The sequence below is a fragment of the Streptomyces olivaceus genome, assembly GCF_000721235.1.
GTDB lineage: Bacteria > Actinomycetota > Actinomycetes > Streptomycetales > Streptomycetaceae > Streptomyces > Streptomyces olivaceus.
The window spans coordinates 129,421-150,352 of record NZ_JOFH01000019.1; the positions used below are offsets into that span (position 1 = coordinate 129,421).

Genomic DNA, 20,932 nt, shown 5'->3' on the forward strand with positions numbered 1-20,932 from the left:
CGCGCGGCGCGTCGCAGGGCCGGCGGGAGGGCGTGGCAAGCGCCCTGGCGTCGGCGGCGTACGGCTTGCATCCCGCGGGCGGTGTGCCGCGGGTCACGACTGCCGGAACACTAAAGGTCGAACATTTCCGTGGGCAATACCCGTGCAGCAGACAGTTGGGAAGAGGGCCTACGCCGGTGCCGTCCGTCGGTGCTGTTCGCCGACGCCGCCCGTCGGTGCTAGCCGTCCTCGCCCCGGCCCGCGTCGACCTGGGTGACGTCGATGCGCGTGTACGTGTCGCGCAGGGCGGCCAGGTGCAGGCGCATCGCGCGGCTCGCGGCGTCGGCGCGGCCGGCCCGTACGTGTTCGAGGATCTCGGCGTGCTCGTCGGCGACGGTGCGCCAGAAGGACGCGTCGGCGCGTTCCCGCAGGAAGCGCTCGCGCAGCACCGTGAAGACCGGCTTGGTGATCATGTCGAGGAGCGGGTTGTCGGCGGCCCGCAGCAGGAGCACGTGGAAGTTGCTGTTGGCGCTCCACCGGGCGCCCTCGGGGGTGTCCTCGCCACCCACCAGCACGATCGAGGAGGCCAGGCGCTCCAGGTCGGCCTCGCTGCGGCGACGGGCGGCGAGGCCGGCGGCCGGGACCTCCAGCATGGCGCGCACCTCCAGGAGCTGCGAGACCGAGACCCTGCCCCGGCTGAGCAGGCCGAGCGAGGCGCTCAGGTACTCGGAGACGTCCTCCGGGGAGGGTTCGGCGACGAAGGTGCCGCCCTTCACGCCACGGGTGGTGGTCAGCAGTTTCTGGGAGGCGAGCACCCGCAGGGCCTCGCGGAGGGTGCCGCGGCTGATCTCCATCCGGGCGGTCAGCTCGCCCTCGGACGGCAACCGTTCGCCGGGCAGCAGCTCACCGCTGAGGATCATGTCGCGCAGGATCTCGGCGACCCGTTCGTAACCGAGCTGGGGGCGTCCACTTGGCTGCATGCCCTGCACGCTACCGGGCGGCGGGCGCGCCGGACCCCGCGGACGGGTGGCGGAAGTGGGGTGGGCCTCTTGACGCGCTAAATGTTTGACATTTAGCGTCCCCGGCATAACCGCCTCCGCTCACAAGCCGGAGGCGCCGCCCGTTCGCGGCGGAGGCGCCGCACCTCTCGCGGCGGTGGCGCCGCCCGTTCGCGGCGGAGGTCGACAAGGAGCTGGGACATGAGCATCAAGCCCGGATGGCAGGGCCGGTACTACGAGGACTTCACCGTCGGGGACGTCTACCAGCACCCCCTGGGGCGCACCGTGAACGAGACCGACAACACCTGGTTCACGCTGCTGACGATGAACACCAACCAGGCGCACTTCAACGAACAGGTCGGTGCCGGCTCCGAGTTCGGCAAGCCGCTGGTCGTCTCCACGCTCACGCTGGCCATCGCGGTCGGCCAGAGCGTCATCGACGTCACCCAGAACGCCTTCGCCAACCTCGGCCTGGACGACGTGAAGTTCACCCACCCCGTCTTCGCCGGGGACACGCTCTGGACGGAGTCGGTGGTGCTCGCCAAGCGCGAGTCCGGCTCCCGGCCGACGGCCGGCATCGTCACCGTGCACTCGCGGACGCTGAACCAGCACGGCGAGGAGGTGCTGAGCTTCAAGCGCTCCTTCTTCGTCCACAAGCACGGCGCGGCCGGTGCCGAGTCGCGCTTCCCCGTGGGCAAGAAGCCGCTGCCCGTACCGGCTCAGGCGGCGGAGGCGGCCGCCGGCGAGGGGAGCGGGGCGTGAAGCCGCTGGAGGACGTCCGGATCGTCTCGCTGGAGCAGTACGGCGCCGGTCCCTTCGGCTCGCTGCACCTGGCGGCGCTGGGCGCCGAGATCATCAAGATCGAGGACCCGCGTTCGGACGGCGACGTCGGCCGCTACGTACCGCCCTTCAACGAGGGCCGGGACTCGCTCTTCTTCGAGTCCTTCAACCGCAACAAGTCCTCCGTCGTGCTCGACATCCGCAGCCCCGCCGGGCGCGAGGTCTTCGAGGACCTGGTGCGCTCCGCCGACGCCGTCTACTCCAACCTGCGCGGCGACGTCCCCGCCAAGCTGGGCATCCGCTACGAGGACCTGGCCGGCATCAACCCGGCGATCGTCTGCTGCTCCCTGACCGGCTTCGGCATGGACGGACCGCGCAGCAGGCAGCCCGGCTACGACTACGTGCTCCAGGCGCTGGCGGGCTGGATGTCGGTCACCGGCGAGCCCGGCGGGCCGCCGCAGAAGTCCGGCCTCTCCCTCGTCGACTACAGCGGCGGCATGGTCGCGGCCCTCGCCCTGACCGCCGGCGTGCACGCGGCCCGCCGCGACGGCGTGGGCATGGACTGCGACGTGAGCCTGTACGACACCGCGATCGGCATGCTCACCTACGTCGGCACCTGGCAGATGAACGAGGGCTGGGAACCGCAGCGCACCTCGCACTCGGCGCACCCCTCGCTGGTGCCGTTCCAGGCGTTCGAGGCGAAGGACGGCTGGCTGGTGATCGGCTGCGCCAAGGAGAAGTTCTGGCAGCGGCTGACCGAGGTCATCGGCCGCCCCGAACTGGCCGCCGACCCGCGCTTCGCCACCTTCACCGACCGCGGCGTGCACAAGGACGAGCTGATCCCGCTCCTGGAGGAGGTGCTGCTGACTCGGACGGTGGCCGAGTGGCTGGAGCCGATGCAGGCCGCGTCCGTCCCCTGCGCCCCGATCAACGAGGTGCACGAGGCGCTCACCGACCCGCACACCCTGGCCCGCGGCATGGTGGTGCACACCGACCACCCGCGCTACGGGCGGATGGCATCGGTCGCCTCGCCGGTCCGGGTCGGTACGCCGCTGGCCCCCGACGAGCACCGCAGGGCCCCGCTCTACGGCGAGCACACCGAGTCCGTCCTGCGCTCCCTCGGTTACGACGACGCCCGCATCGCCGACGCCCGCGGGCGCGGCGCGTTCGGGGACTAGGCCCCCTGTGGCCGCAGTCCCCTGTGGTCGCAGCTCCGTCTCCCCCCCACTCCCTCCACCTCCAGCCTTCCCACCCGCACGCACCCCCGGAGAGCGCCGTGGACTTCCAGCTCAGCCCCGAACAGCAGATGTACCGCCAGACCCTGCGCGACTTCGTCGAGCGGGAGATCGTCCCGGTCGCCCGGGAGTACGAGCACGCCGGCCGGTACCCCACCGAGATCGTCAGGACGATGAAGGACCTGGGCCTCTTCGGCCTGGTCATCCCCGAGGAGTACGGCGGGCTCGGCGCCGACACCGTGTCGTTCGCGCTGACCTTCGAGGAGATCTCGCGGGGCTGGATGGGCGTGGCCGGCATCCTCGGCAGCCACTCGGTCTCCTGCTGGATGATCAACCGGCACGGCACGGAGGAGCAGAAGCGCGCCCTGCTGCCGAAGCTGGCCACGGGTGAGCTGCGGACCGGCGTCGCGCTGACCGAGCCCGGCGCCGGCACCGACCTCCAGGGCATCCGCACCACCGCCCGGCGCGACGGCGACCACTACGTCGTCAACGGCGCCAAGATGTGGATCACCAACGCGCGGTACGCCAACCCGCTGCCCGTCCTGGTCAAGACCGACCCCACCACCACCCCGGCGCACAAGGGCATGTCGGTGCTGCTCGTGGACACCGACTCGCCCGGCTTCGAGGTGACCAAGGACATCGGCAAGCTCGGCTACAAGGGCACGGAGTCCTGCGAGGTCGTGCTGACCGACGTACGCGTCCCGGTCTCCGCGCTGCTGGGCGGCGTGGAGGGGCGGGGGCTCCAGCAGGCGCTGTCGTCGCTGGAGACCGGCCGCATCAACATCGCGTCGCGCTCGGTGGGCGTGGCGCAGCGGGCGTACGACGAGGCGCTGTCGTACGCCCGGGAGCGGGAGGCGTTCAAGCAGCCGATCGGCGACTTCCAGGCGGTGCAGCTGCGGCTCGCGGAGATCGCCACCCAGTTGCAGGCGGCGCGGCTGCTGACGTACTGGGCGGCCTCGCAGATGGACGCGGGGCGGCGGATGGACACCGAGTCGGGGATGGCGAAGATCTTCGCGTCCGAGACGGCGATCCGCTGTGCCACCGACTCGATGCGCATCCACGGCGGGTACGGCTACTCCACGGAGTTCGAGATCGAACGCCTGTACCGGGACGCGCCGTTGATGGCGATCGGCGAGGGCACCAACGACGTCCTGCGTACCGTGGTGGCCAAGTCGCTGCTGGCGGGAAAGGCGGTGGTCGCGTGACGGCCCGGGAGCAGCAGATCGGGCTGGCTCAGCGCGTGGGCCGGTTCGCCGCGGGGCTGACCCTGGCGGACATCCCGGAGGAGGTGGCGGAGCGGGCCCGGCATCTGATCCTCGACGCGGTGGGGCTGGCGTTCGTCTCGGCCGACCGGGACTTCGCCGAAGCGGCGGCGGCGGCCCTCGGCCCGGACTCGCCGACGGGCTCGGCGGGCGCCGGGGACTCCCCCGTACTGGGCCGGCCGGAGCGGCTGGAGGCGCGGGACGCCGCCGTGCTCAACGGCGTCCTCGTGCACGGCCTCGACTTCGACGACACCCACATCGCCGCCGTCACCCACGTCACCGCGAGCGCCCTGCCCGCCGCGCTGGCCGCCGCCGTGCGGGCCGGCCGGGGCGGCGACGAGCTGCTCGCCGCGTACGTGCTCGGCGTCGAGGTGGCCGCGCGGGTCGGTCTGGGCGGTGCCGGGCACTTCCACGACAGCGGCTACCACCCCACGGCGGTGGCGGGCGCGTTCGGCGCGGCCACCGTCGCCGCCAAGCTGGGCGGGCTCGACGCGGACGGCATCGCCACCGCGCAGGGCATCGTCGGCTCGATGGCGGCGGGGCTGCTGGAGTTCCTGGAGGACGGGTCGTGGACGAAGCGCCTGCACCCGGGGTGGGCGGCGATGTCCGGGCTGACGGCGGCCTCCTTCGCGCGCGCCGGCTGGTCCGGGCCGCCCGCGGTGTACGAGGGCCGCTTCGGCCTGTACAGCACCCACCTGCAGACCGCCGAACGCCGGGCGCGGCCCGAGGCGGTGGCCGAAGGACTGGGCGAGGTGTGGGAGCTGGCCCGCACGGCGGTGAAGCCGTACGCCTCCTGCCACTTCACCCACCCGTTCGTCGACGCCGCGCTGCTCCTGCGGCGCGAGGGCGCCGACCCGGCCCGGATCACCCGCGTGACGGCGGGCATCCACCCGGTGCCGGGCAAGGTGATCGCCGAGCCGCTCGACGCCAAGCGCACGCCGGTCAGCGAGTACGACGCGAAGTTCAGCCTGCCGTTCACGGTGGCGGCGGCGTTCGTGCGGGACCGCTTCGGGCTCGCCGAGCTGAGCACGGAGGCCCGGCAGGACGCGGACATCCTCGCGCTGGCCCGCCTGGTCGAGGTCACCGACGATCCGGAGAGCGCCTTCCCGGGCGCCTACTCCGGTGTGCTGACCGTGGAGTTGGACGACGGCCGGGTCCTCACCCACCGCGAGCAGGTCAACCGCGGCCACGACACCCGGCCGCTCACCAACGCCGACGTCGTCGCCAAGTTCCGGGAGAACATGGCCGCGTGCGCGGACGCCGACGACGCGGTGACGGCACAGGTGGAGTCGGCGGTGCTGGGGCTGGGCAAGGGCGGTGACCACTCCCCGACCGCGCGGCAGTTCGCCGAGGCGTGCTCCTCGGCTCCGCGCTGACGGCACCCGTCGCGTCGTACTGCGCCGGCACCGCGGAGGTCGACCGGCACGGATGTGGGTCCCCACCTCGGTGCGTGTGGGGACCCACTGGTGTTTCCGTGAGGTCAGTCGCGCTCGGCGCCCGACGGGAGCTTGCGGAGCTTCATGGTCGAGGCGTCGTCGGCGCCGAAGCCGTAGTCGAGGAGCTTCGCCGCGTCCTCGTAGCGTTCCGCGCTGTTCATCACGGCGCCGGTGACGGTCTTGCCGTCCCGCTCGGCCGCGAAGACCAGGCACGGGCCGGCCTGAGTCGTCGTGCCGGTCTTGACGCCGATGGCGCCGTCGTAGGAGCCGAGGAGCTGGTTGGTGTTGTACCAGGTGTAGTAGCGGGTGTTGCCGTTGGCCGCCGGGGCCTCGGCCTCGTACGTCTGCGTCTTGACAACGTTGGCGAAGGTCTGGTTCTTCATCGAGTGCAGGGCCAGAGTCGCCAGGTCGCGGGCCGAGCTGGTGTCGTCCCCGATGCCGTCGAACGTCTCGAACGTCGAGTTGTCGAGGCCGAGTTCCTTCGCCTCGGCGTTCATGTCGCCGACGAAGTCCTGCACGCGCTCCGCCCTGGTCGCGCCCTCTCCGAAGGTGTCGACGAGGGCGTAGGCGGCGTCGGCGCCCGAGGGCAGGAGGGCCGCGTGGAGGAGCTGCTCCACCGTCAGCTTGTCGCCGGTCTGGAGATCGGCGGTGCTGGCGCCGTTGTCGGTGACGTAGTCGCGGTAGGCCTGGTCGACGGTGATCTGGCGGTCCAGGTCGAGGTCGGGCTGGTCGAGCACGACGGTCGCGGTCATGATCTTCGCGGTGCTGGCCGTGAAGGCGTCCGAGTCCTCGCTCTTGCCGAACAGCGTCTCGCCGTTCCCGTCCAGCAGCACCGCGCTCTTGGCGGCCACTTCGGGCGCGGGGGCCGCGGCGGGGGCGGCCGAGGCGGCAACCGGGCTCGCGGCCAGCAGGGCTCCGCCGACGACGGCGACAACGGCGGCTCTTCTGGGCTGAGTTGCGACAGCCATATAGGCAACTCCGTATCTGGGATTGTGAGGGGACGGCGGCGCTCGACATGCCGTCGGCGCCTCGGCGCCGGGCCGTCGCGCCACCTGTCGGCACTGGATCTGCCGATCATGGTGAGCGTAGCCTCCCCTTCCGGTCCGGACACAGGCGCCTCTACCCCGGAGCCGCCGAAGTAGCCGTGGGACGACATGACTTGGGCCCGCGTCCACGATGATGCGGGCGGGCCCGTGTCCGTCAGGTGCGTGCCGGTGCTCCCGTCAGGTGCGTGCCAGTACCGTCCCCACGACCTGGCGCAGCATCGCCTCGGGGTCGGGGGCCGGGCCCGGGGAGCGCCAGGCCACGAAGCCGTCGGGGCGGACCAGGACCGCGCCGTCGCGGGAGACGCCGTGGGCCTTGGCCCAGTCGGTCTCCTCGTCGTCCGGGACGAGGTCGGCCTCCGGAGTCGCGCCGACGCGGTACGACGTCAGCGGCACCCGCAGGTCGGCCGCCAGGCGGGCCGCCGCCTCGTGCCAGCCGGTGGGCCGGCCCGCGTCGCTGAGCAGGACGAGGGAGTCCTCGTAGAGGTCCAGGGTGGAGACCCGGGTGTCGCCCCGGCGCAGCCAGAGGTGGGGGGACCTGCTGCCGGGGGCTCCGGTGAGGTCGAGGCCCTCCGGGACCACCGGGGTCGCCGGGTCGGCGCCGACCACGGCGCCCTGGGGGTAGCGGTAGCCGAGGGCGACGTTGAGGATGCCGCGCTGCGGGCCGCCGCCGGGGCCGTTCGTGCCGGGTGCCTCTCCGGGGGCGCCGGCCGGCTTTCCGCGCGGGGCGCCGCCTCCCGCGCCCGGCGGCGGGGCGAAGCCCGGGTGGCTGTGTTCGACCGAGCGGTGGGCCGCGCGGGCGCTGGTGGCCTCCGCGACCGGGCGGCGTTCCGCGTCGTACGTGTCGAGGAGCGCCTCCCCCGCCCAGCCCTCCAGGACCGCGGCCAGTTTCCAGGCGAGGTTGTGGGCGTCCTGGATGCCGGTGTTGGAGCCGAAGGCGCCGGTCGGGGACATCTCGTGGGCCGAGTCGCCGGCCAGCAGGACGCGGCCGGAGCGGTAGCTGCGGGCCACGCGCTGGGCGGCGTGCCAGGGCGCCTTGCCGGTGATCTCGACGTCGAGGTCCGGGTCGCCGACGGCGCGGCGGATGTGGGCGGCGCAGCGCTCGTCGGTGAAGTCCTCCACCGTTTCGCCCTGTTCGGGGTGCCAGGGGGCGTGGAAGACCCAGTTCTCGCGGTTGTCGACGGGCAGGAGGGCGCCGTCGGCGTTCTCGTCGGTCAGGTAGCAGACGATGAAGCGGCGCTCGCCCACGACGTCGGCGAGGCGGCGGCTGCGGAAGGTGACGCTGACGTTGTGGAAGAGGTCGCCGGGGCCGCTCTGCCCGATGCCGAGCTGCTCGCGGACGGGGCTGCGGGGGCCGTCGGCGGCGACCAGGTAGTCCGCACGGATGGTGGTGTGCTCGCCGGTCTCCCGGCTCTTCACGATCGCCGTGACGCCGTCGGCACCGGCCTCGAACGACAGCAGTTCGGTGCCGAAGCGCAGGTCGCCGCCGAGGGCCGTGGCGTGGGTGAGGAGTTCGGGTTCGAGGTCGTTCTGGCTGCACAGGCACCAGGAGCTGGGGCTGAAGCGGGCCAGTCCGCCGCCGGGGTCGATCTGCTTGAACAGCCACTCGCCCGCGTCCCCGACCAGGGTCGGCGTCTGCAGGATGCCGTGGTTGCCGGCCAGGGTGGCGGCGGCCCGGCGGATGTCCGGCTCGGTGCCGGCCACCCGGAAGATCTCCATCGTGCGGACGTTGTTGCCGCGTCCGCGGGGGTGGATGGAGGTGCCGGCGTGGCGTTCCACCAGGGTGTGCCGGACGCCGAGCCGCCCCAGGAACACCGAGGTCGACAGGCCCACCAGGGACCCTCCGACGACGAGGACCGGGACGCGGTGGACGCCGGGGGCCGTCCCGCCGGACCGGTCGGCTCTTTCGTTCATGGCTGTTCGTCCTCCGTTGCGACAGACATACGTGGCTGTACGTGGCTGTACGTGGCTTTCCCATCCCTCGGCGGGTGTGCGCCGGGGCCCTCATGCATGCCCCGTACGGCCCCGCCGGGCCCGCCGGGGCCGAGGCTTCACCCGCTTAACCCTCCTGGTTCGCGGACCTCGCCGACACGGCCCACGATCGTCGTAATGCGACCGTCGCACCCGCGCCGGCCCGGCGCGCGCCGCGGCGATCGCCCCAGTCCACGAGGAAGTTCCCCTGAGAAGAGGTGGGCCGGATGACGGTCTCTCCCGTCGTGACGGCGGATGCCCTGACCACGGACGCGACCGGCACCCGTGCGGCGCCGGCGCCGGCCGGCGTGGCGACCGACGCGGGCGGCGTGTCGATATCCGCGTTCGACGGATCCCGGGTGCGGGTCGTGCTGATGCTGGACGTCCACGACGGCATGCAGCAGGAGTTCCTGGACGCCTACGAGCGCATCCGCGACCGGGTCGCCGCCGTGCCGGGACACGTCAGCGACCAGCTGTGCCAGTCCCTGGAGAACCCCACCCAGTGGCTGCTGACCAGCGAGTGGGAGAGCGCGGCGCCCTTCCTGGCCTGGGTCAACAGCGACGAGCACCTGGACACCGTCGAGCCGCTGCAGGACTGCGTCCGCGACACCCGCTCCCTGCGCTACAGCGTGCTGCGGGAGACCGACGGCGAGCAGCCCGCGCCCGGTGAGCCGCGCTCCGCGCCCCGCGTCGGCGGCAACGTCGTACGGCACGCCCTGACCTTCACCGTACGGCCCGGCAGCGAGCCCGAGGTCGCCCGGCTGCTGTCGGAGTACGCGGCGCCCGACGCCCGGGTGGACGGAGCCACGCGGCTGCTGCGCACCTCGCTCTTCCTGCACGGCAACCGGGTCGTGCGCGCCGTGGAGGTGCGGGGCGACCTGCAGACCGCGCTGCGCCACGTCGCCCGGCAGCCGGGGGTGCGGGCCGTCGAGGAGGCACTGGACCCGTACGTGGAGCAGGAGCGGGACCTCCGCGATCCGCGCTCGGCCCGGCGCTTCTTCACCCGGGCCGCCATGCCGGCCGTCCACCACGTCGCCGCCGACCGCACGCCCGGCGCCCAGCGCGCCGACCGGCCCGTGCGGCGGCTGGGGCTGTTCTACCCGGTCCGCTCCGGCGCCGGACCCGAGCTGGCGCGGCTGCTGGCCCGCCAGGACGCGTCGGCCCTGCGGACGCCGGACGGTCCGGTGCGGGCCGCCACCGTCTTCCACCGCGACGACCTCGTCGTACGCCTCGTCGACGTGGACGGGGACCCCGAGGACGCGCCCGCCCTCGTGCTGGGGCTGGACGGCGACGGCGCCGTCCGGGCCGAGCGGCTCCTCGACACCGCGGCCGTCGGGATCGACGGTCCGCCGACCGGAGCCGGCGCCCTGTCCCGGCTGCTCGGCGCGGCGCGCATGACGCCCCTGACCGACCGGAGTTCGGCCGGTTCCTGAGCCCCGCGGCCCGCCGTACGGCCCACCGGGCGGCCCCGCGTACGGACCACCGGCCCGCGACCGGCCGGGCCCGACGGCGTGCCCGCCGGTCCGCGCGCCCCCCTCCTCACCACCGCCCGCCGCCATCCACCGCCCTCCCCCCGCGCCGAACCGCCGTCGCGGCGGAGACCTCCGCGCCCTCCTCACGCCCACCACCGCCGGGTCCACCAGCGGCTTCATGGGCGTGGCCATCGTGCAGCCCGGCGACCGCATCGCCGAGCACTACCACCCGTACTCCGAGGAGTTCGTGTACGTCACCGAGGGCGCCCTGGAGGTGGACCTCGACGGCGTGCCGCACGCGCTCGGCGTCGGGCAGGGGCTGCTGATCCCGCAGGACATGCGCCACCGCTTCCGCAACGCGGGCGACGTCGAGGCGCGGCTCGTCTTCCACCTGGGTCCGCTGGCTCCGCGCCCCGAGCTGGGCCACGTCGACACGGAGGACGCGCAGGGCAACGCACTGCCGCACGAGGGGGCACCCGGCGGGGCGCACGCGGGCCGTGCCGGGCGGGGTGCCGGGCACGAGCGGCCCGCCGCCGCGCCCGAGGTGGTGTCATGACCCGGCGACGGGTCGCCGTCACGGGCATAGGCGTCGTCGCCCCGGGCGGGATCGGCGTGCCCCAGTTCTGGGGCCTGCTGTCCGACGGCCGTACGGCGACGCGCCGCATATCCCTGTTCGACCCGGCGGGGCTGCGCTCGCAGATCGCCGCCGAGTGCGACTTCGAGGCGTCCGAGCACGGTCTCGGCCTCGCCACCGCCCAGCGCAGCGACCGGTACGTGCAGTTCGCGCTCGTCGCCGCCGCGGAGGCGGTCCGGGACGCGCACCTCGACCTGGGCCGCGAGGACCCGTGGCGGGCCGGTGCCACGCTGGGCACGGCGGTCGGCGGCACCACCCGTCTCGAGCACGACTACGTCCTGGTCAGCGAGGGCGGCTCGCGCTGGGACGTCGACGCCCGGCGGTCCCAGCCGCACCTGGAGCGGGCGTTCACCCCCGCCACCCTCTCCTCCGCCGTGGCCGAGGAGTTCGGGGTGCGCGGGCCGGTGCAGACGGTCTCCACCGGCTGCACGTCCGGTCTCGACGCGGTGGGGTACGCCTACCACGCGGTCGCCGAGGGCCGTGTCGACGTGTGCCTGGCGGGCGCGGCGGACTCGCCGATCTCGCCGATCACCATGGCCTGCTTCGACGCCATCAAGGCGACCTCGCCGAACAACGACGACCCGGCGCACGCCTCCCGGCCCTTCGACGCCGACCGCAACGGCTTCGTCATGGGCGAGGGCGCGGCGGTGCTGGTCCTGGAGGACCTGGAGCACGCCCGGGCCCGCGGCGCGGACGTGTACTGCGAGATCTCCGGCTACGCGACCTTCGGCAACGCGTACCACATGACCGGGCTCACCAAGGAGGGCCTGGAGATGGCGCGGGCCATCGACACGGCGCTGGACATGGCCCGGCTGGACGGCTCCGCGATCGACTACGTCAACGCGCACGGCTCCGGCACCCAGCAGAACGACCGGCACGAGACCGCGGCCGTCAAGCGCTCGCTGGGCGAGCACGCCTACGCGACGCCGATGAGCTCCATCAAGTCCATGGTCGGCCACTCGCTCGGCGCGATCGGCTCGATCGAACTGGCCGCCTGTGTACTGGCGATGGCCCACCAGGTGGTGCCGCCGACGGCCAACTACACGACCCCCGACCCCGAGTGCGACCTCGACTACGTGCCGCGGGAGGCACGGGAGCGGACGCTGCGGCACGTGCTTTCGGTGGGCAGCGGCTTCGGCGGCTTCCAGTCGGCGGTCGTGCTGAGCGGTTCCGGTTCGGAAGGAGCGGCACGATGAGCGCACGGCAGCGGACCGGCGGACGGCAGGGGACGGCCGGCGCGGACCGGCGCGCGGTCGTCACCGGGCTCGGCGTGGTCTCCCCGCACGGCGTCGGGGTCGAGGCGCACTGGAAGGCGACCGCCGACGGCGCCAGCAGCCTCGGGCCCGTGACCCGGGAGGGCTGCGAGGGCATGCCGCTGAGGGTGGCGGGCGAGGTACGCGGCTTCGACGCGGCCGAGACGGTCGAGGAGCGCTATCTCGTCCAGACCGACCGGTTCACCCACTTCGCGCTGTCCGCGGCCGAGTTCGCGCTGGCCGACGCCCGGTTCGGGCGGGCGGACGTCACGTCGCCGTACTCGGTCGGCGTGGTCACGGCGGCCGGTTCGGGCGGCGGCGAGTTCGGGCAGCGGGAGCTGCAGAACCTGTGGGGCCAGGGGTCGCGGTACGTCGGCCCGTACCAGTCGATCGCCTGGTTCTACGCGGCCAGCACCGGCCAGGTCTCCATCCGCAACGACTTCAAGGGTCCCTGCGGGGTGGTGGCCGCCGACGAGGCGGGCGGCCTGGACGCCCTGGCGCACGCCGCGCTGGCCGTGCGGGGCGGCACGGACACCGTGGTCTGCGGGGCGACGGAGGCACCGCTCGCCCCGTACTCGATCGTCTGCCAGCTGGGTTACCCCGAGCTGAGCCGGGCCGGTGAACCCGACCGCGCCTACCGCCCGTTCACCGAAACGGCCTGCGGGTTCGCGCCGGCCGAGGGCGGTGCCGTGCTGGTCGTCGAGGAGGAGCGGGCGGCCCTGGAACGCGGTGCGGACGTGCGGGCGACGGTGGCCGGGCACGCGGCGACCTTCACCGGGCCCGGCCGCTGGGCCGAGTCCCGCGAGGGGCTGGCCCGCGCGATCGCGGGCGCGCTGGCCGAGGCGGGCTGCCGGCCCGAGGAGGTCGACGTGGTCTTCGCGGACGCCCTGGGGGTCCCGGAGGCCGACCGGGCCGAGGCCCTGGCGCTGGCCGACGCGCTCGGGGCGCACGCCCGGCGGGTGCCGGTCACCGCGCCCAAGACCGGTACCGGGCGGGCCTACTGCGCCGCGCCGGTGCTGGACGTGGCGACCGCCGTGCTCGCCATGGAGCACGGGCTGATACCGCCCACTCCGCACGTGTCCGAGGTGTGCCACGACCTGGACGTGGTGACCGGGCGGGCCCGTCCCGCCGAGCCGCGTACGGCGCTCGTGCTGGGCCGCGGGCTCATGGGCTCGAACTCGGCGCTCGTCCTGCGGCAGGGCGGCACCTCGCCGTCGTGAACCGAGGAACGGGCGGGCGCCGTGCGCGGACGCCCGCCGTCAAGTGAAGGAGGACAACCCCATGACCGACCAACTGGACCACCAGGTGACCGTCGAGGACCTGTCGGCGCTGATGAAGCGCACGGCCGGCGTCCACGTCGACCCGGTCACCCTCAGGCAGCAGTCCGGCGACGGCTTCGACACCTTCGGCCTGGACTCGCTCGGCCTGCTCGGCATCGTGGCCGAGCTGGAGAAGCGGTACGGCCTGGGTCTGCCGGAGCAGGCCGAGCGCTGCACGACACCCGCGGACTTCCTCGCGCTGGTCAACGGCGCCCTCAAGACAGGAGTGTGAGATGGCAGGGCACACCGACAACGAGATCACCATCGCCGCGCCGATGGAGCTGGTCTGGGACATGACCAACGACATCGAGAAGTGGCCGGGGCTGTTCAGCGAGTACGCCTCCGTCGAGGTGATGGAGCGTGACGGCGACAAGGTCACCTTCCGGCTCACCATGCACCCGGACGCCGACGGCAAGGTGTGGAGCTGGGTCTCCGAGCGCGTCGCCGACCCGGTGACCCGCACGGTGCGCGCCCAGCGGGTCGAGACCGGTCCCTTCCAGTACATGAACATCGTCTGGGAGTACTCGGAGGCCGCCGGGGGCACCGTCATGCGCTGGACGCAGGACTTCGCGATGAAGCCGGACGCGCCCGTGGACGACGCCTGGATGACGGACAACATCAACCGCAACTCGCGCACGCAGATGGCCCTGATCCGGGACCGGATCGAGCAGGCGGCGGGCGAGCGGCGCACCGCGTCGGTGCTCGCCGACTGAGACCGACCGACACCGACCCACACCGACCGACACCGACCGACACCGGCGAAGGGCATCACCCCATGCACCACACACTGATCGTCGCCCGGATGGCACCCGGCGCGGCACCGGACATCGCGAAGGTGTTCGCGGAGTCCGACCGCGGCGAGCTGCCGCACCTGGTCGGCGTCAACCGGCGCAGCCTCTTCGAGTTCGGTGACGGCGTGTACCTGCACCTCATCGAGAGCGACGAGGACCCGGCCCCCGCCATCGGGAAGCTGGCCGGGCACCCGGAGTTCCGCGGGGTCAGCGAGCGTCTGGAGCCGTACGTGTCGGCGTACGATCCGGCGACCTGGCGCGGTCCGAAGGACGCGATGGCGCGTTGCTTCTACCGCTGGGAGCGGGCCTCCGCCGGCTGACGGCACGCCGTCCCCACCGCGCGTCGGGGCCGTCCGGTTCCGGCCGGGCGGCCCCGACGCAGACGTTCCGGACGGCGGAAGGGTTGTACGCGGGGACCGAATACGCGCGTGACAAGGGACACGTGAGGCGCTGTGAACCAATTCGCACGTCCGTCCTCTTGGATCCTGTGGGGCCACCAGCACACGGCAGCCCGCCGTGCGCGCCCCGCAGACCAGCAGAGAGGACGGACACGTGGGCCGATCCCCCGCCCGCCGGACCGGCCGGAGCGGCGCGCCCGACGGTTCCGGGCGCAGCCACCGCGGCAGCCGGAGCAGACGCAGACCCGGCCCCGGACGCCGCCGCGGGCCCGCCCGCGCACTCCTGGCCTGCCTCGCCCTCGGAGCCGTCGTGCTCACCGCGGGCGCCGCGGTCGCGTACTGGCACGAGACCCGGCCGCCGGCGACGGACGACCAGGTGGCCGACGTCGCCGACGCCCTGGACGCCGCCGGGCCCTCGGCGGGCGGCACCCCCTCCCCTTCCGCGTCGCCGTCCGCGCGGTCCTCTCCGTCCTCTTCCCCGTCCGCGTCCCCCTCGGCCTCCGCCGTCGCCATTCCGGCGACCGGCCCCGGCACCTTCGTCACCGCCCGGGCCGACGGCACGACCGTGGGCAGCGGCAGCCGCGTGCGCCGGTACAAGGTGCTGGTCGAGGAGGGCCTCGACGTGCGGCCGAGCGCCGCCGCGGCCGAGATAGCCGACGTGCTCGCCGACCGGCGCGGCTGGACCCGGGACGGGGCGAACTCCTTCCGGCTGGTGAGCGGCGGCTCGTACGACTTCGTGGTGAAGATCGCCACGCCGGGCACCGTCGACGAGATATGCGGTGCCGCGGGGCTGCTCACCCGGGGCGAGGTGAACTGCAGCGTCGGCACGGACGTCGTGGTGAACCTCAAGCGCTGGGTGCTGGGTTCGCCCGAGTTCGACGGGCCGATCCACGAGTACCGCGCCCTGATCGTCAACCACGAGATCGGCCACCGCATCGGGCACGGCCACGAGACCTGCCCCGGCGACGGCCGGCCCGCTCCGGCGATGATGCAGCAGATCAAGGGGCTCAAGGGGTGCGTGGCCAACGCCTGGCCCTACGACGCGGACGGCGACTACCTGGGCGGGCCGTCCGTCCCCTGAGCCGGGCAGCGGCGGCGTTCGGCGGACGGTTCGCGGGACAGCCCCCGGCACGGCGGGTGATGATCGGACCATGACCACCACATCGAGTTTCGACCCCGGGGTCCTGCTGGCGGAGAGCCGCCTCGGCGTCCTGGCGACGATCAAGGCGGACGGCCGCCCGCAGCTCTCCCCGGTGACACCGGCCTACGACCCGGAGTCCGGCGTCCTCCGCGTCTCGACCCGCGAGGGGCTGGCCAAGACCGCCAACCTGCGCCGGGATCCGCGGGCCGCGCTGGAGGTGACCGCCCCGGACGGCAGGTCCTGGGCCACCGCCGAGGGCACCGCCCACCCTCACCGGTCCCGGCACCGACCCGCACGGGCCGGAGGTGGAGGCGCTGGTGGAGTACTACCGGGCCGCCGCCGGTGAGCACCCGGACTGGGACGAGTACCGCGCGACGATGGTCGCCGACCGCCGGGTGCTGCTCACCATCACGGTCGAGCGCGTGTACGGCGCCGTCATCGGCTGAACGCGGAACCTGCGGGCGGTCCGGTCCGGTCCGGTCTGATCTGGTTCGGTTCGGGTTCGGGTTCGGGTTCGGTCAAGTCCGGTCCCCGTGCGCAGGTTCCCGCTCCGACGGCGGTCCGGTCCGGCCCGTTCGCAAGTTCCCGTCCCCGGCGGTGATAGATCCGCCCGCCGTTTCCGTACCTCCGGGCGAACGCGTACGCGCACGCGTGACGAGCGCGCGTACGAAGCCGAGTCGCGAGCCTTTCGCCGTCGCCCCTGGAGGCACCATGCGCCTGTCCCGCAGCAGGGTCGGAGTCGTCGTCCTGTTCGGTGCGATGACCCTGACCCTCACCGCGCTGGCCTTCCCGGCCGTGCTCGGTCTGGACAAGCCCGACGGCAACCAGAACCGGATCGTGGCGAGCACCAAGTACGGGCCGCTCACGGAGGCCGACCGGGACTTCGTGGTCAAGGTCCGCGCCGCCGGGCTGTGGGAGTACCCGCTGGGCGAGAGCGTGCTGGAGCGCGGCACCACCAAGGAGATGAAGACGGCCGGCGAGCATCTGATCGTCGGGCACGCCGGGTTGGACGCGATGTGCCGCGAGATCTCCCCCGAGCTGGGCATCACCCTGCCGAACCGGGCCTCGCCGCAGCAGGAGGGCTTCGTGACGACGGTGAACGCCAAGAGCGGCAAGGAGTTCGACTCCTCGGCCGTCAACATCATGCGGGTGACCCACGGGCAGATCTTCCCGGCCATCGCCAAGATCCGGGCCTCCACCAAGAACACCCTCGTGCGGCAGCTGGCCGACCTCGCCAACGACACCGTCCTGGACCACATCACCGTGCTGGAGAAGACCGGGTTGGTCGAGTACGACCAGGTCACCTTCAAGCAGACCGGCCCGGCGAAACTGCCGAAGGAGAAGGTCACCCCGCCCCCGCCGCAGCCCGGCGAGCAGGTGCTGGTGCTCAAGGGCCGCCCCGACCTGAACGTCGACACCGCCGCCCCGACGCCCACTCCGTCCCCGGCGGCGCCCTGAGGTCGCGGGGTCCGGCCCGCGGGTTCAGGGAACGCGCCGACGCTCCTGTGCGTCTAACGGGTTGGCGGGAGCGAGGGGTGAGGGGCGGCCCGGCGATGCTTTTTCACACCGTGCCGTGATCCGGCCCGCCACCCGGACCGTCCGGGACCGAACGAGAGAGAAGAGCGGGACCATGACCGCTTCCGGACCGGGCAGCGGCGGCACACCGGACGAACCGGGTGGGCCGGGCGGTACGCCGCCGGTGCCGGACCACGTCTGGCGGATGTTCCTGGAGGACAGCGAAGGCGCCATCCGCGCCTCCGCGCCCAGGGAACCGTCCGCACGGGAACGGAGACCGGGCTGGCAGCCCGCACAGCCGCCGCGGCCGCCACGGCCACCGGCCGAACCGGCGGGCGCCGTCGGCGAGATGTGGCGGGCGGAGGACCCCTGGCCGGGTCCGGCCTGGCGCGAGTTGGACGGCCGCGCCCGGCTCCGGCGGGCCGGCCGGGTGCTCGGCGCGGCCGCCGCCCTCGCGCTCGCGCTGACCGCGTGGTCGCAGCTGTCCGCCGAGGAGGTCGCCCCGGGCGGCGAACCGGCCGCCACGATCGGGCAGCGCCTGGAGGAGAGCCCGCCGGTGCCGACCCTGGCCTCGCTCGCGCCCGAGGAGCCCGGCACGGCGACCCCGGCCGTCTTCGAACCCGGGCCGTCGGCCGTACCCCGCATGTCCGCCTCCCCCTGGACGGGGGACTGAGCACACACCGGGCCGGGACGGCGCCACGTCAGGCGCTGCGCTTGCGGGACGGCGCCTTCTTGGCCGTGCTCCTGGCCGCGGCGCTCCTGGTCGCCGTCTTCGTGGTCGCCGCGCCCTTCGCCGTCGTGCTCTTCGTCGTGCTCTTCGTCGCCGTACCCCTGCCCGCGGTCTTCTTCGCGGGCTCCTTGGCCGCCGCTTTCTCCCCCGCTTTCTCCCCCGCCTTCTTCCCTGCCGTCTTCCCTGCCGCCGTCCGCCCTGCCGTCTTCTTCGCCGCCGTCTTCTTCGCCGCGGCCGACGTCGACTTCTTGCCGCCGGTCTCCTTGGGCGTCTGCCGGGACGGCGTCCCGCGCTCCCGCAGGGACCGCACCTCGGCCTCCTCCGCGGGCGCGTCCTCCTCACCGCCCCGGGACTCCCGGGCCGCCCGTACGCTGCTCTCCAGCGCGGCCATCAGGTCGAGGACCTTCCCGGGCGCGGCCTCCTCGCGGGCCTCCGGGGGCGTCTCACCGGCGGACTTGGCGGCGATGACCTCTTCGAGCGCCTCCCGGTACTCGTCGTGCAGGTCGGCCAGGTCGATCTCGCCGAGCGTGTCCATGAGGGCGTCGGCGAGGTCCAGCTCCTGGTCGCGCACGGTGACTCCGGCGTCGGGGGCGACGCCCTCAGGGGCGCGCACCTCGTCCGGCCACAGCAGGCCGTGCATCGCGATGGCGTCGCCCACCACCCGGAGCATGCCGAGCCGTTCCCGGCCGCGCAGCGCGAACTTGGCGATGGCGACCCGGTTGCTGCGCTTGAGCGCCTCGCGCAGCAGCGTGTACGGCTTGGCGGCGGGGGCGCCACTGGCCGCGAGGTAGTACGCGGCGCCCATCTGGAGCGGGTCGATGCGCTCCTCGGGCACGAAGGCCACGATCTCGATCGTCCGTGCCGTCGGGATCGGCAGGTGGGACAGGTCCTCGTCGGTGATCGGGACCATCGAGCCGTCGGCGTCCTCGTAGGCCTTGCCGATCTCGGCCTGGGTGACCTCGCGGTCCTCCAGCTCGCACACCTTGCGGTAGCGGATCCGGCCGCCGTCCTCCGTGTGGATCTGGCGGAAGGAGACCGCGTGGCTCTCGGTGGCGTTCACCAGCTTGATCGGGATGCTTACCAGGCCGAAGGAGATGGCGCCGTTCCAGATGGATCGCACGTGCAGCACCTTTCCGGGATCCTGGGCGTTTTGTCCGTGTTTCGTGAGACTCTCATGGTATGGCGCCTATCACTGAGGTGGAGGGGCGGCGGGTGGCCCTCAGCAATCTGGAGAAGGTGCTGTATCCGGCGACCGGCTTCACCAAGGCCGAGCTGCTGCACTACTACGCGACGACCGCGCAGGTGCTGCTGCCGCATCTGCGGGACCGTGCGGTCTCCTTCCTGCGGTATCCGGACGGCCCCGACGGCCAGGTCTTCTTCGCCAAGAACGTGCCGCCGGGTACGCCCGACTGGGTCACCACGGCCGAGGTGCCCCGCTCGGAGGGCCCGGCCCGGATGGTGCTGGTGCAGGACCTGGCGAGCCTGATGTGGGCGGCGAACCTGGTGACCGAGTTCCACACGCACCAGTGGACCGCGGACGACCCCGGCGAGGCCGACCGCCTGGTGTTCGACCTGGACCCCGGCCCGCCCGCGACCGTCGTCCAGTGCTGCGAGGTCGCGCTGTGGCTGCGGGAGCGGCTGGCGGCGGACGGGGTCGAGGCGTACGCCAAGACGTCCGGGGCCAAGGGCCTGCATCTCCTGGCGGGGGTGCGGGGAGCGCCCTCGGAGCAGGTGTCCGACTACGCGAAGGCGCTGGCCGTGGAGGCGGAGCGGGAGCTGCCGAAGCTGGTCGTGCACCGGATGACGCGCAGTCTGCGGCCCGGGAAGGTGTTCGTGGACTGGAGCCAGAACGCGGCCCGCAAGACCACGGCCGCCCCCTACACCGTGCGGGCCCGCGCCGTCCCGGCAGTGTCCACCCCGGTGACCTGGGACGAGGTGGCCGGGTGCCGGCGGGCGGAGCAGTTCGTGTTCCGGGCCGGGGACGTCGGACCCCGCGTGCAGGACTACGGCGACCTGCTGGCGCCGCTGCTCGAACGGCGCCGGGCGGCGGCGCTGCCGTGACGCCGGGCCGGGGTCAGAGGCGGGCCCAGGTGGCGCGGTCGCGGGCCGTCGCGTGCAGGGCCTCGACGTCGGCCGGTTTGAGGGTGCCGCCGAGCCGGGCCAGGTCGGGCAGCTCCCGGTCGGTGAGTACGCGCACGGAGCGGGGCGGGGCGTCGAGGGACACGCGGGCCGGTCGGACCAGGACGAGGACGGCGCGGACCTCGGCCGTCAGGGCGTAGGAGGCCCGGTCGGCGTCGGCGCGGACCCGGCGCAGCAGGGGGCGCGGGGTACGGCGGCCCAGCGCGACCCCGGGGTCGGCGACGCGCACCCGCTGCCCGCGGGCGGGCAGTACGTGGAGGGCGAAGAGGCCGCCGGGGCCGATCAGCAGGTGGTGGACGCGGTCGCCGCCGGGCAGCGGCACGGAGTGCAGGGTGTGCCAGCCGGCTCCGTCGAACCGGTCGAGGGCGTCCCCCACCGTCTGTTCGGCGGCCAGCGCACGCCGGCGCGGGTCGGGGCGCAGCCGGTGTGCCGGTCCGGGCTCGCGGTCCAGGGCGACGAGGAGCGTCTCGCCGGGCCGGTTGGGGGCCAGGTCGTCGTCCGGGTGGAGGGAGAGGCGGGCCAGCTCGGCCGGGGTCGGGACCGGGGGCGGGCCGACGGTGACCGGGCCGGTGACGAAGGGGCCGAGGGCCTGCAGGACCTCGTCGCGGCGGTCGTCGCTCAGCAGGTTGACGCGGGCCGCCTCCCGGTCGTACCAGGCGACGTTCCCGCCGTCCGGGAGACAGACGTAGATCCGTTCCCGGCCGTGGCGCCGGCTCGGCACGACGCGCAGTCCGTCCATGCCCCTCACCCCCCCCTTCCATGGGACCAGGCGGGGTGCTGCGGGGGCAAGAACGCGGTTACCTTTGGGAGGAGTTGGACACACCCTGGGCAGGCAG

20 protein-coding genes and 1 pseudogene are annotated in these 20,932 nt (G+C 73.6%); 16 read left to right on the forward strand and 5 right to left on the reverse strand.

The features are described from left to right. Positions 1 to 218: 218 nt before the first annotated feature. The gene (locus tag IG94_RS0121790; protein ID WP_031039515.1) at positions 219 to 959 is read right to left on the reverse strand and encodes a FadR/GntR family transcriptional regulator; all 741 of its coding nucleotides are present in this window, start codon (positions 957 to 959) and stop codon (positions 219 to 221) included. A gap of 219 nt (positions 960 to 1,178) precedes the next feature. Here IG94_RS0121790 and IG94_RS0121795 point away from each other — a divergent pair, with 219 nt between their 5' ends. From IG94_RS0121795 to IG94_RS0121810, 4 genes are all read left to right on the forward strand, one after another. Next, complete coding sequence (locus IG94_RS0121795) at positions 1,179 to 1,739, forward strand: MaoC family dehydratase (RefSeq protein WP_031039519.1); 561 nt, start codon at positions 1,179 to 1,181, stop codon at positions 1,737 to 1,739. Beyond that, complete coding sequence (locus IG94_RS0121800) at positions 1,736 to 2,935, forward strand: CaiB/BaiF CoA transferase family protein (RefSeq protein WP_031039523.1); 1,200 nt, start codon at positions 1,736 to 1,738, stop codon at positions 2,933 to 2,935. Before IG94_RS0121795 ends, IG94_RS0121800 begins: the two co-directional genes overlap by 4 nt. Positions 2,936 to 3,033: 98 nt before the next feature. After that, positions 3,034 to 4,197: an acyl-CoA dehydrogenase family protein gene (locus IG94_RS0121805; RefSeq protein ID WP_031039526.1), complete on the forward strand. Its 1,164-nt coding sequence runs from the start codon at positions 3,034 to 3,036 to the stop codon at positions 4,195 to 4,197. Further along, a complete protein-coding gene (locus IG94_RS0121810; RefSeq protein WP_031039528.1) occupies positions 4,194 to 5,630 on the forward strand; it encodes an MmgE/PrpD family protein in 1,437 nt (478 codons plus the stop codon). Before IG94_RS0121805 ends, IG94_RS0121810 begins: the two co-directional genes overlap by 4 nt. A 104-nt stretch (positions 5,631 to 5,734) precedes the next feature. On the opposite strand, the gene IG94_RS0121815 is transcribed toward IG94_RS0121810, so the two are convergent. After that, positions 5,735 to 6,658 (reverse strand): D-alanyl-D-alanine carboxypeptidase family protein, encoded by a 924-nt coding sequence (locus tag IG94_RS0121815; protein ID WP_031039530.1) that lies wholly within the window; start codon positions 6,656 to 6,658, stop codon positions 5,735 to 5,737. 255 nt (positions 6,659 to 6,913) lie between these two features. Then, the gene (locus IG94_RS0121820; protein ID WP_031039533.1) at positions 6,914 to 8,647 is read right to left on the reverse strand and encodes an FAD-dependent oxidoreductase; all 1,734 of its coding nucleotides are present in this window, start codon (positions 8,645 to 8,647) and stop codon (positions 6,914 to 6,916) included. Positions 8,648 to 8,931: 284 nt separating this feature from the next. Here IG94_RS0121820 and IG94_RS0121825 point away from each other — a divergent pair, with 284 nt between their 5' ends. From IG94_RS0121825 to IG94_RS0121875, 11 genes and pseudogenes are all read left to right on the forward strand, one after another. After that, positions 8,932 to 10,137 carry a SchA/CurD-like domain-containing protein gene (locus tag IG94_RS0121825; RefSeq protein WP_031039536.1) on the forward strand — a complete coding sequence of 402 codons (1,206 nt, stop codon included), beginning with the start codon at positions 8,932 to 8,934 and terminating at the stop codon, positions 10,135 to 10,137. 124 nt (positions 10,138 to 10,261) lie between these two features. Then, on the forward strand, positions 10,262 to 10,732 hold the full coding sequence (locus tag IG94_RS0121830; protein ID WP_031039539.1) for a cupin domain-containing protein: 471 nt from the start codon (positions 10,262 to 10,264) through the stop codon (positions 10,730 to 10,732). Beyond that, positions 10,729 to 12,006, forward strand: coding sequence for a beta-ketoacyl-[acyl-carrier-protein] synthase family protein (locus IG94_RS0121835; RefSeq protein WP_031039540.1), 1,278 nt, complete (start codon positions 10,729 to 10,731; stop codon positions 12,004 to 12,006). Before IG94_RS0121830 ends, IG94_RS0121835 begins: the two co-directional genes overlap by 4 nt. Continuing rightward, entirely contained in the window at positions 12,003 to 13,283 is a 1,281-nt protein-coding gene (locus tag IG94_RS0121840) for a ketosynthase chain-length factor (RefSeq protein WP_031039542.1), read from the forward strand. The genes IG94_RS0121835 and IG94_RS0121840 overlap by 4 nt, the downstream gene beginning before the upstream one ends. A gap of 61 nt (positions 13,284 to 13,344) precedes the next feature. Further along, positions 13,345 to 13,614, forward strand: a complete 270-nt coding sequence (locus IG94_RS0121845) for an acyl carrier protein (RefSeq protein WP_031039544.1) — start codon at positions 13,345 to 13,347, stop codon at positions 13,612 to 13,614. Position 13,615: 1 nt separating this feature from the next. Beyond that, positions 13,616 to 14,095: an SRPBCC family protein gene (locus tag IG94_RS0121850; protein WP_031039549.1), complete on the forward strand. Its 480-nt coding sequence runs from the start codon at positions 13,616 to 13,618 to the stop codon at positions 14,093 to 14,095. 62 nt (positions 14,096 to 14,157) lie between these two features. Then, positions 14,158 to 14,493, forward strand: coding sequence for a TcmI family type II polyketide cyclase (locus IG94_RS0121855; protein ID WP_031039552.1), 336 nt, complete (start codon positions 14,158 to 14,160; stop codon positions 14,491 to 14,493). A gap of 232 nt (positions 14,494 to 14,725) precedes the next feature. Next, positions 14,726 to 15,652: a DUF3152 domain-containing protein gene (locus IG94_RS0121860; protein WP_031039555.1), complete on the forward strand. Its 927-nt coding sequence runs from the start codon at positions 14,726 to 14,728 to the stop codon at positions 15,650 to 15,652. 70 nt (positions 15,653 to 15,722) lie between these two features. Further along, a pseudogene (locus IG94_RS38780) lies at positions 15,723 to 16,158 on the forward strand (PPOX class F420-dependent oxidoreductase). A 265-nt stretch (positions 16,159 to 16,423) separates the two neighbouring features. Next, positions 16,424 to 17,170: a DUF4142 domain-containing protein gene (locus IG94_RS0121870; protein WP_031039556.1), complete on the forward strand. Its 747-nt coding sequence runs from the start codon at positions 16,424 to 16,426 to the stop codon at positions 17,168 to 17,170. A gap of 172 nt (positions 17,171 to 17,342) precedes the next feature. Beyond that, positions 17,343 to 17,900 (forward strand): hypothetical protein, encoded by a 558-nt coding sequence (locus IG94_RS0121875; RefSeq protein ID WP_031039559.1) that lies wholly within the window; start codon positions 17,343 to 17,345, stop codon positions 17,898 to 17,900. A 28-nt stretch (positions 17,901 to 17,928) separates the two neighbouring features. Here the strand turns inward: IG94_RS0121875 and ku are convergent, their stop codons facing one another. Further along, a complete protein-coding gene (ku, locus tag IG94_RS0121880; protein WP_031039562.1) occupies positions 17,929 to 19,077 on the reverse strand; it encodes a non-homologous end joining protein Ku in 1,149 nt (382 codons plus the stop codon). Between the two features lie 59 nt (positions 19,078 to 19,136). Here ku and ligD point away from each other — a divergent pair, with 59 nt between their 5' ends. Beyond that, entirely contained in the window at positions 19,137 to 20,018 is an 882-nt protein-coding gene (gene ligD, locus IG94_RS0121885) for a non-homologous end-joining DNA ligase (protein ID WP_031039567.1), read from the forward strand. A gap of 13 nt (positions 20,019 to 20,031) precedes the next feature. Here the strand turns inward: ligD and IG94_RS0121890 are convergent, their stop codons facing one another. Continuing rightward, a complete protein-coding gene (locus IG94_RS0121890) occupies positions 20,032 to 20,835 on the reverse strand; it encodes a nuclease-related domain-containing protein (RefSeq protein ID WP_031039569.1) in 804 nt (267 codons plus the stop codon). Positions 20,836 to 20,932: the final 97 nt, after the last annotated feature.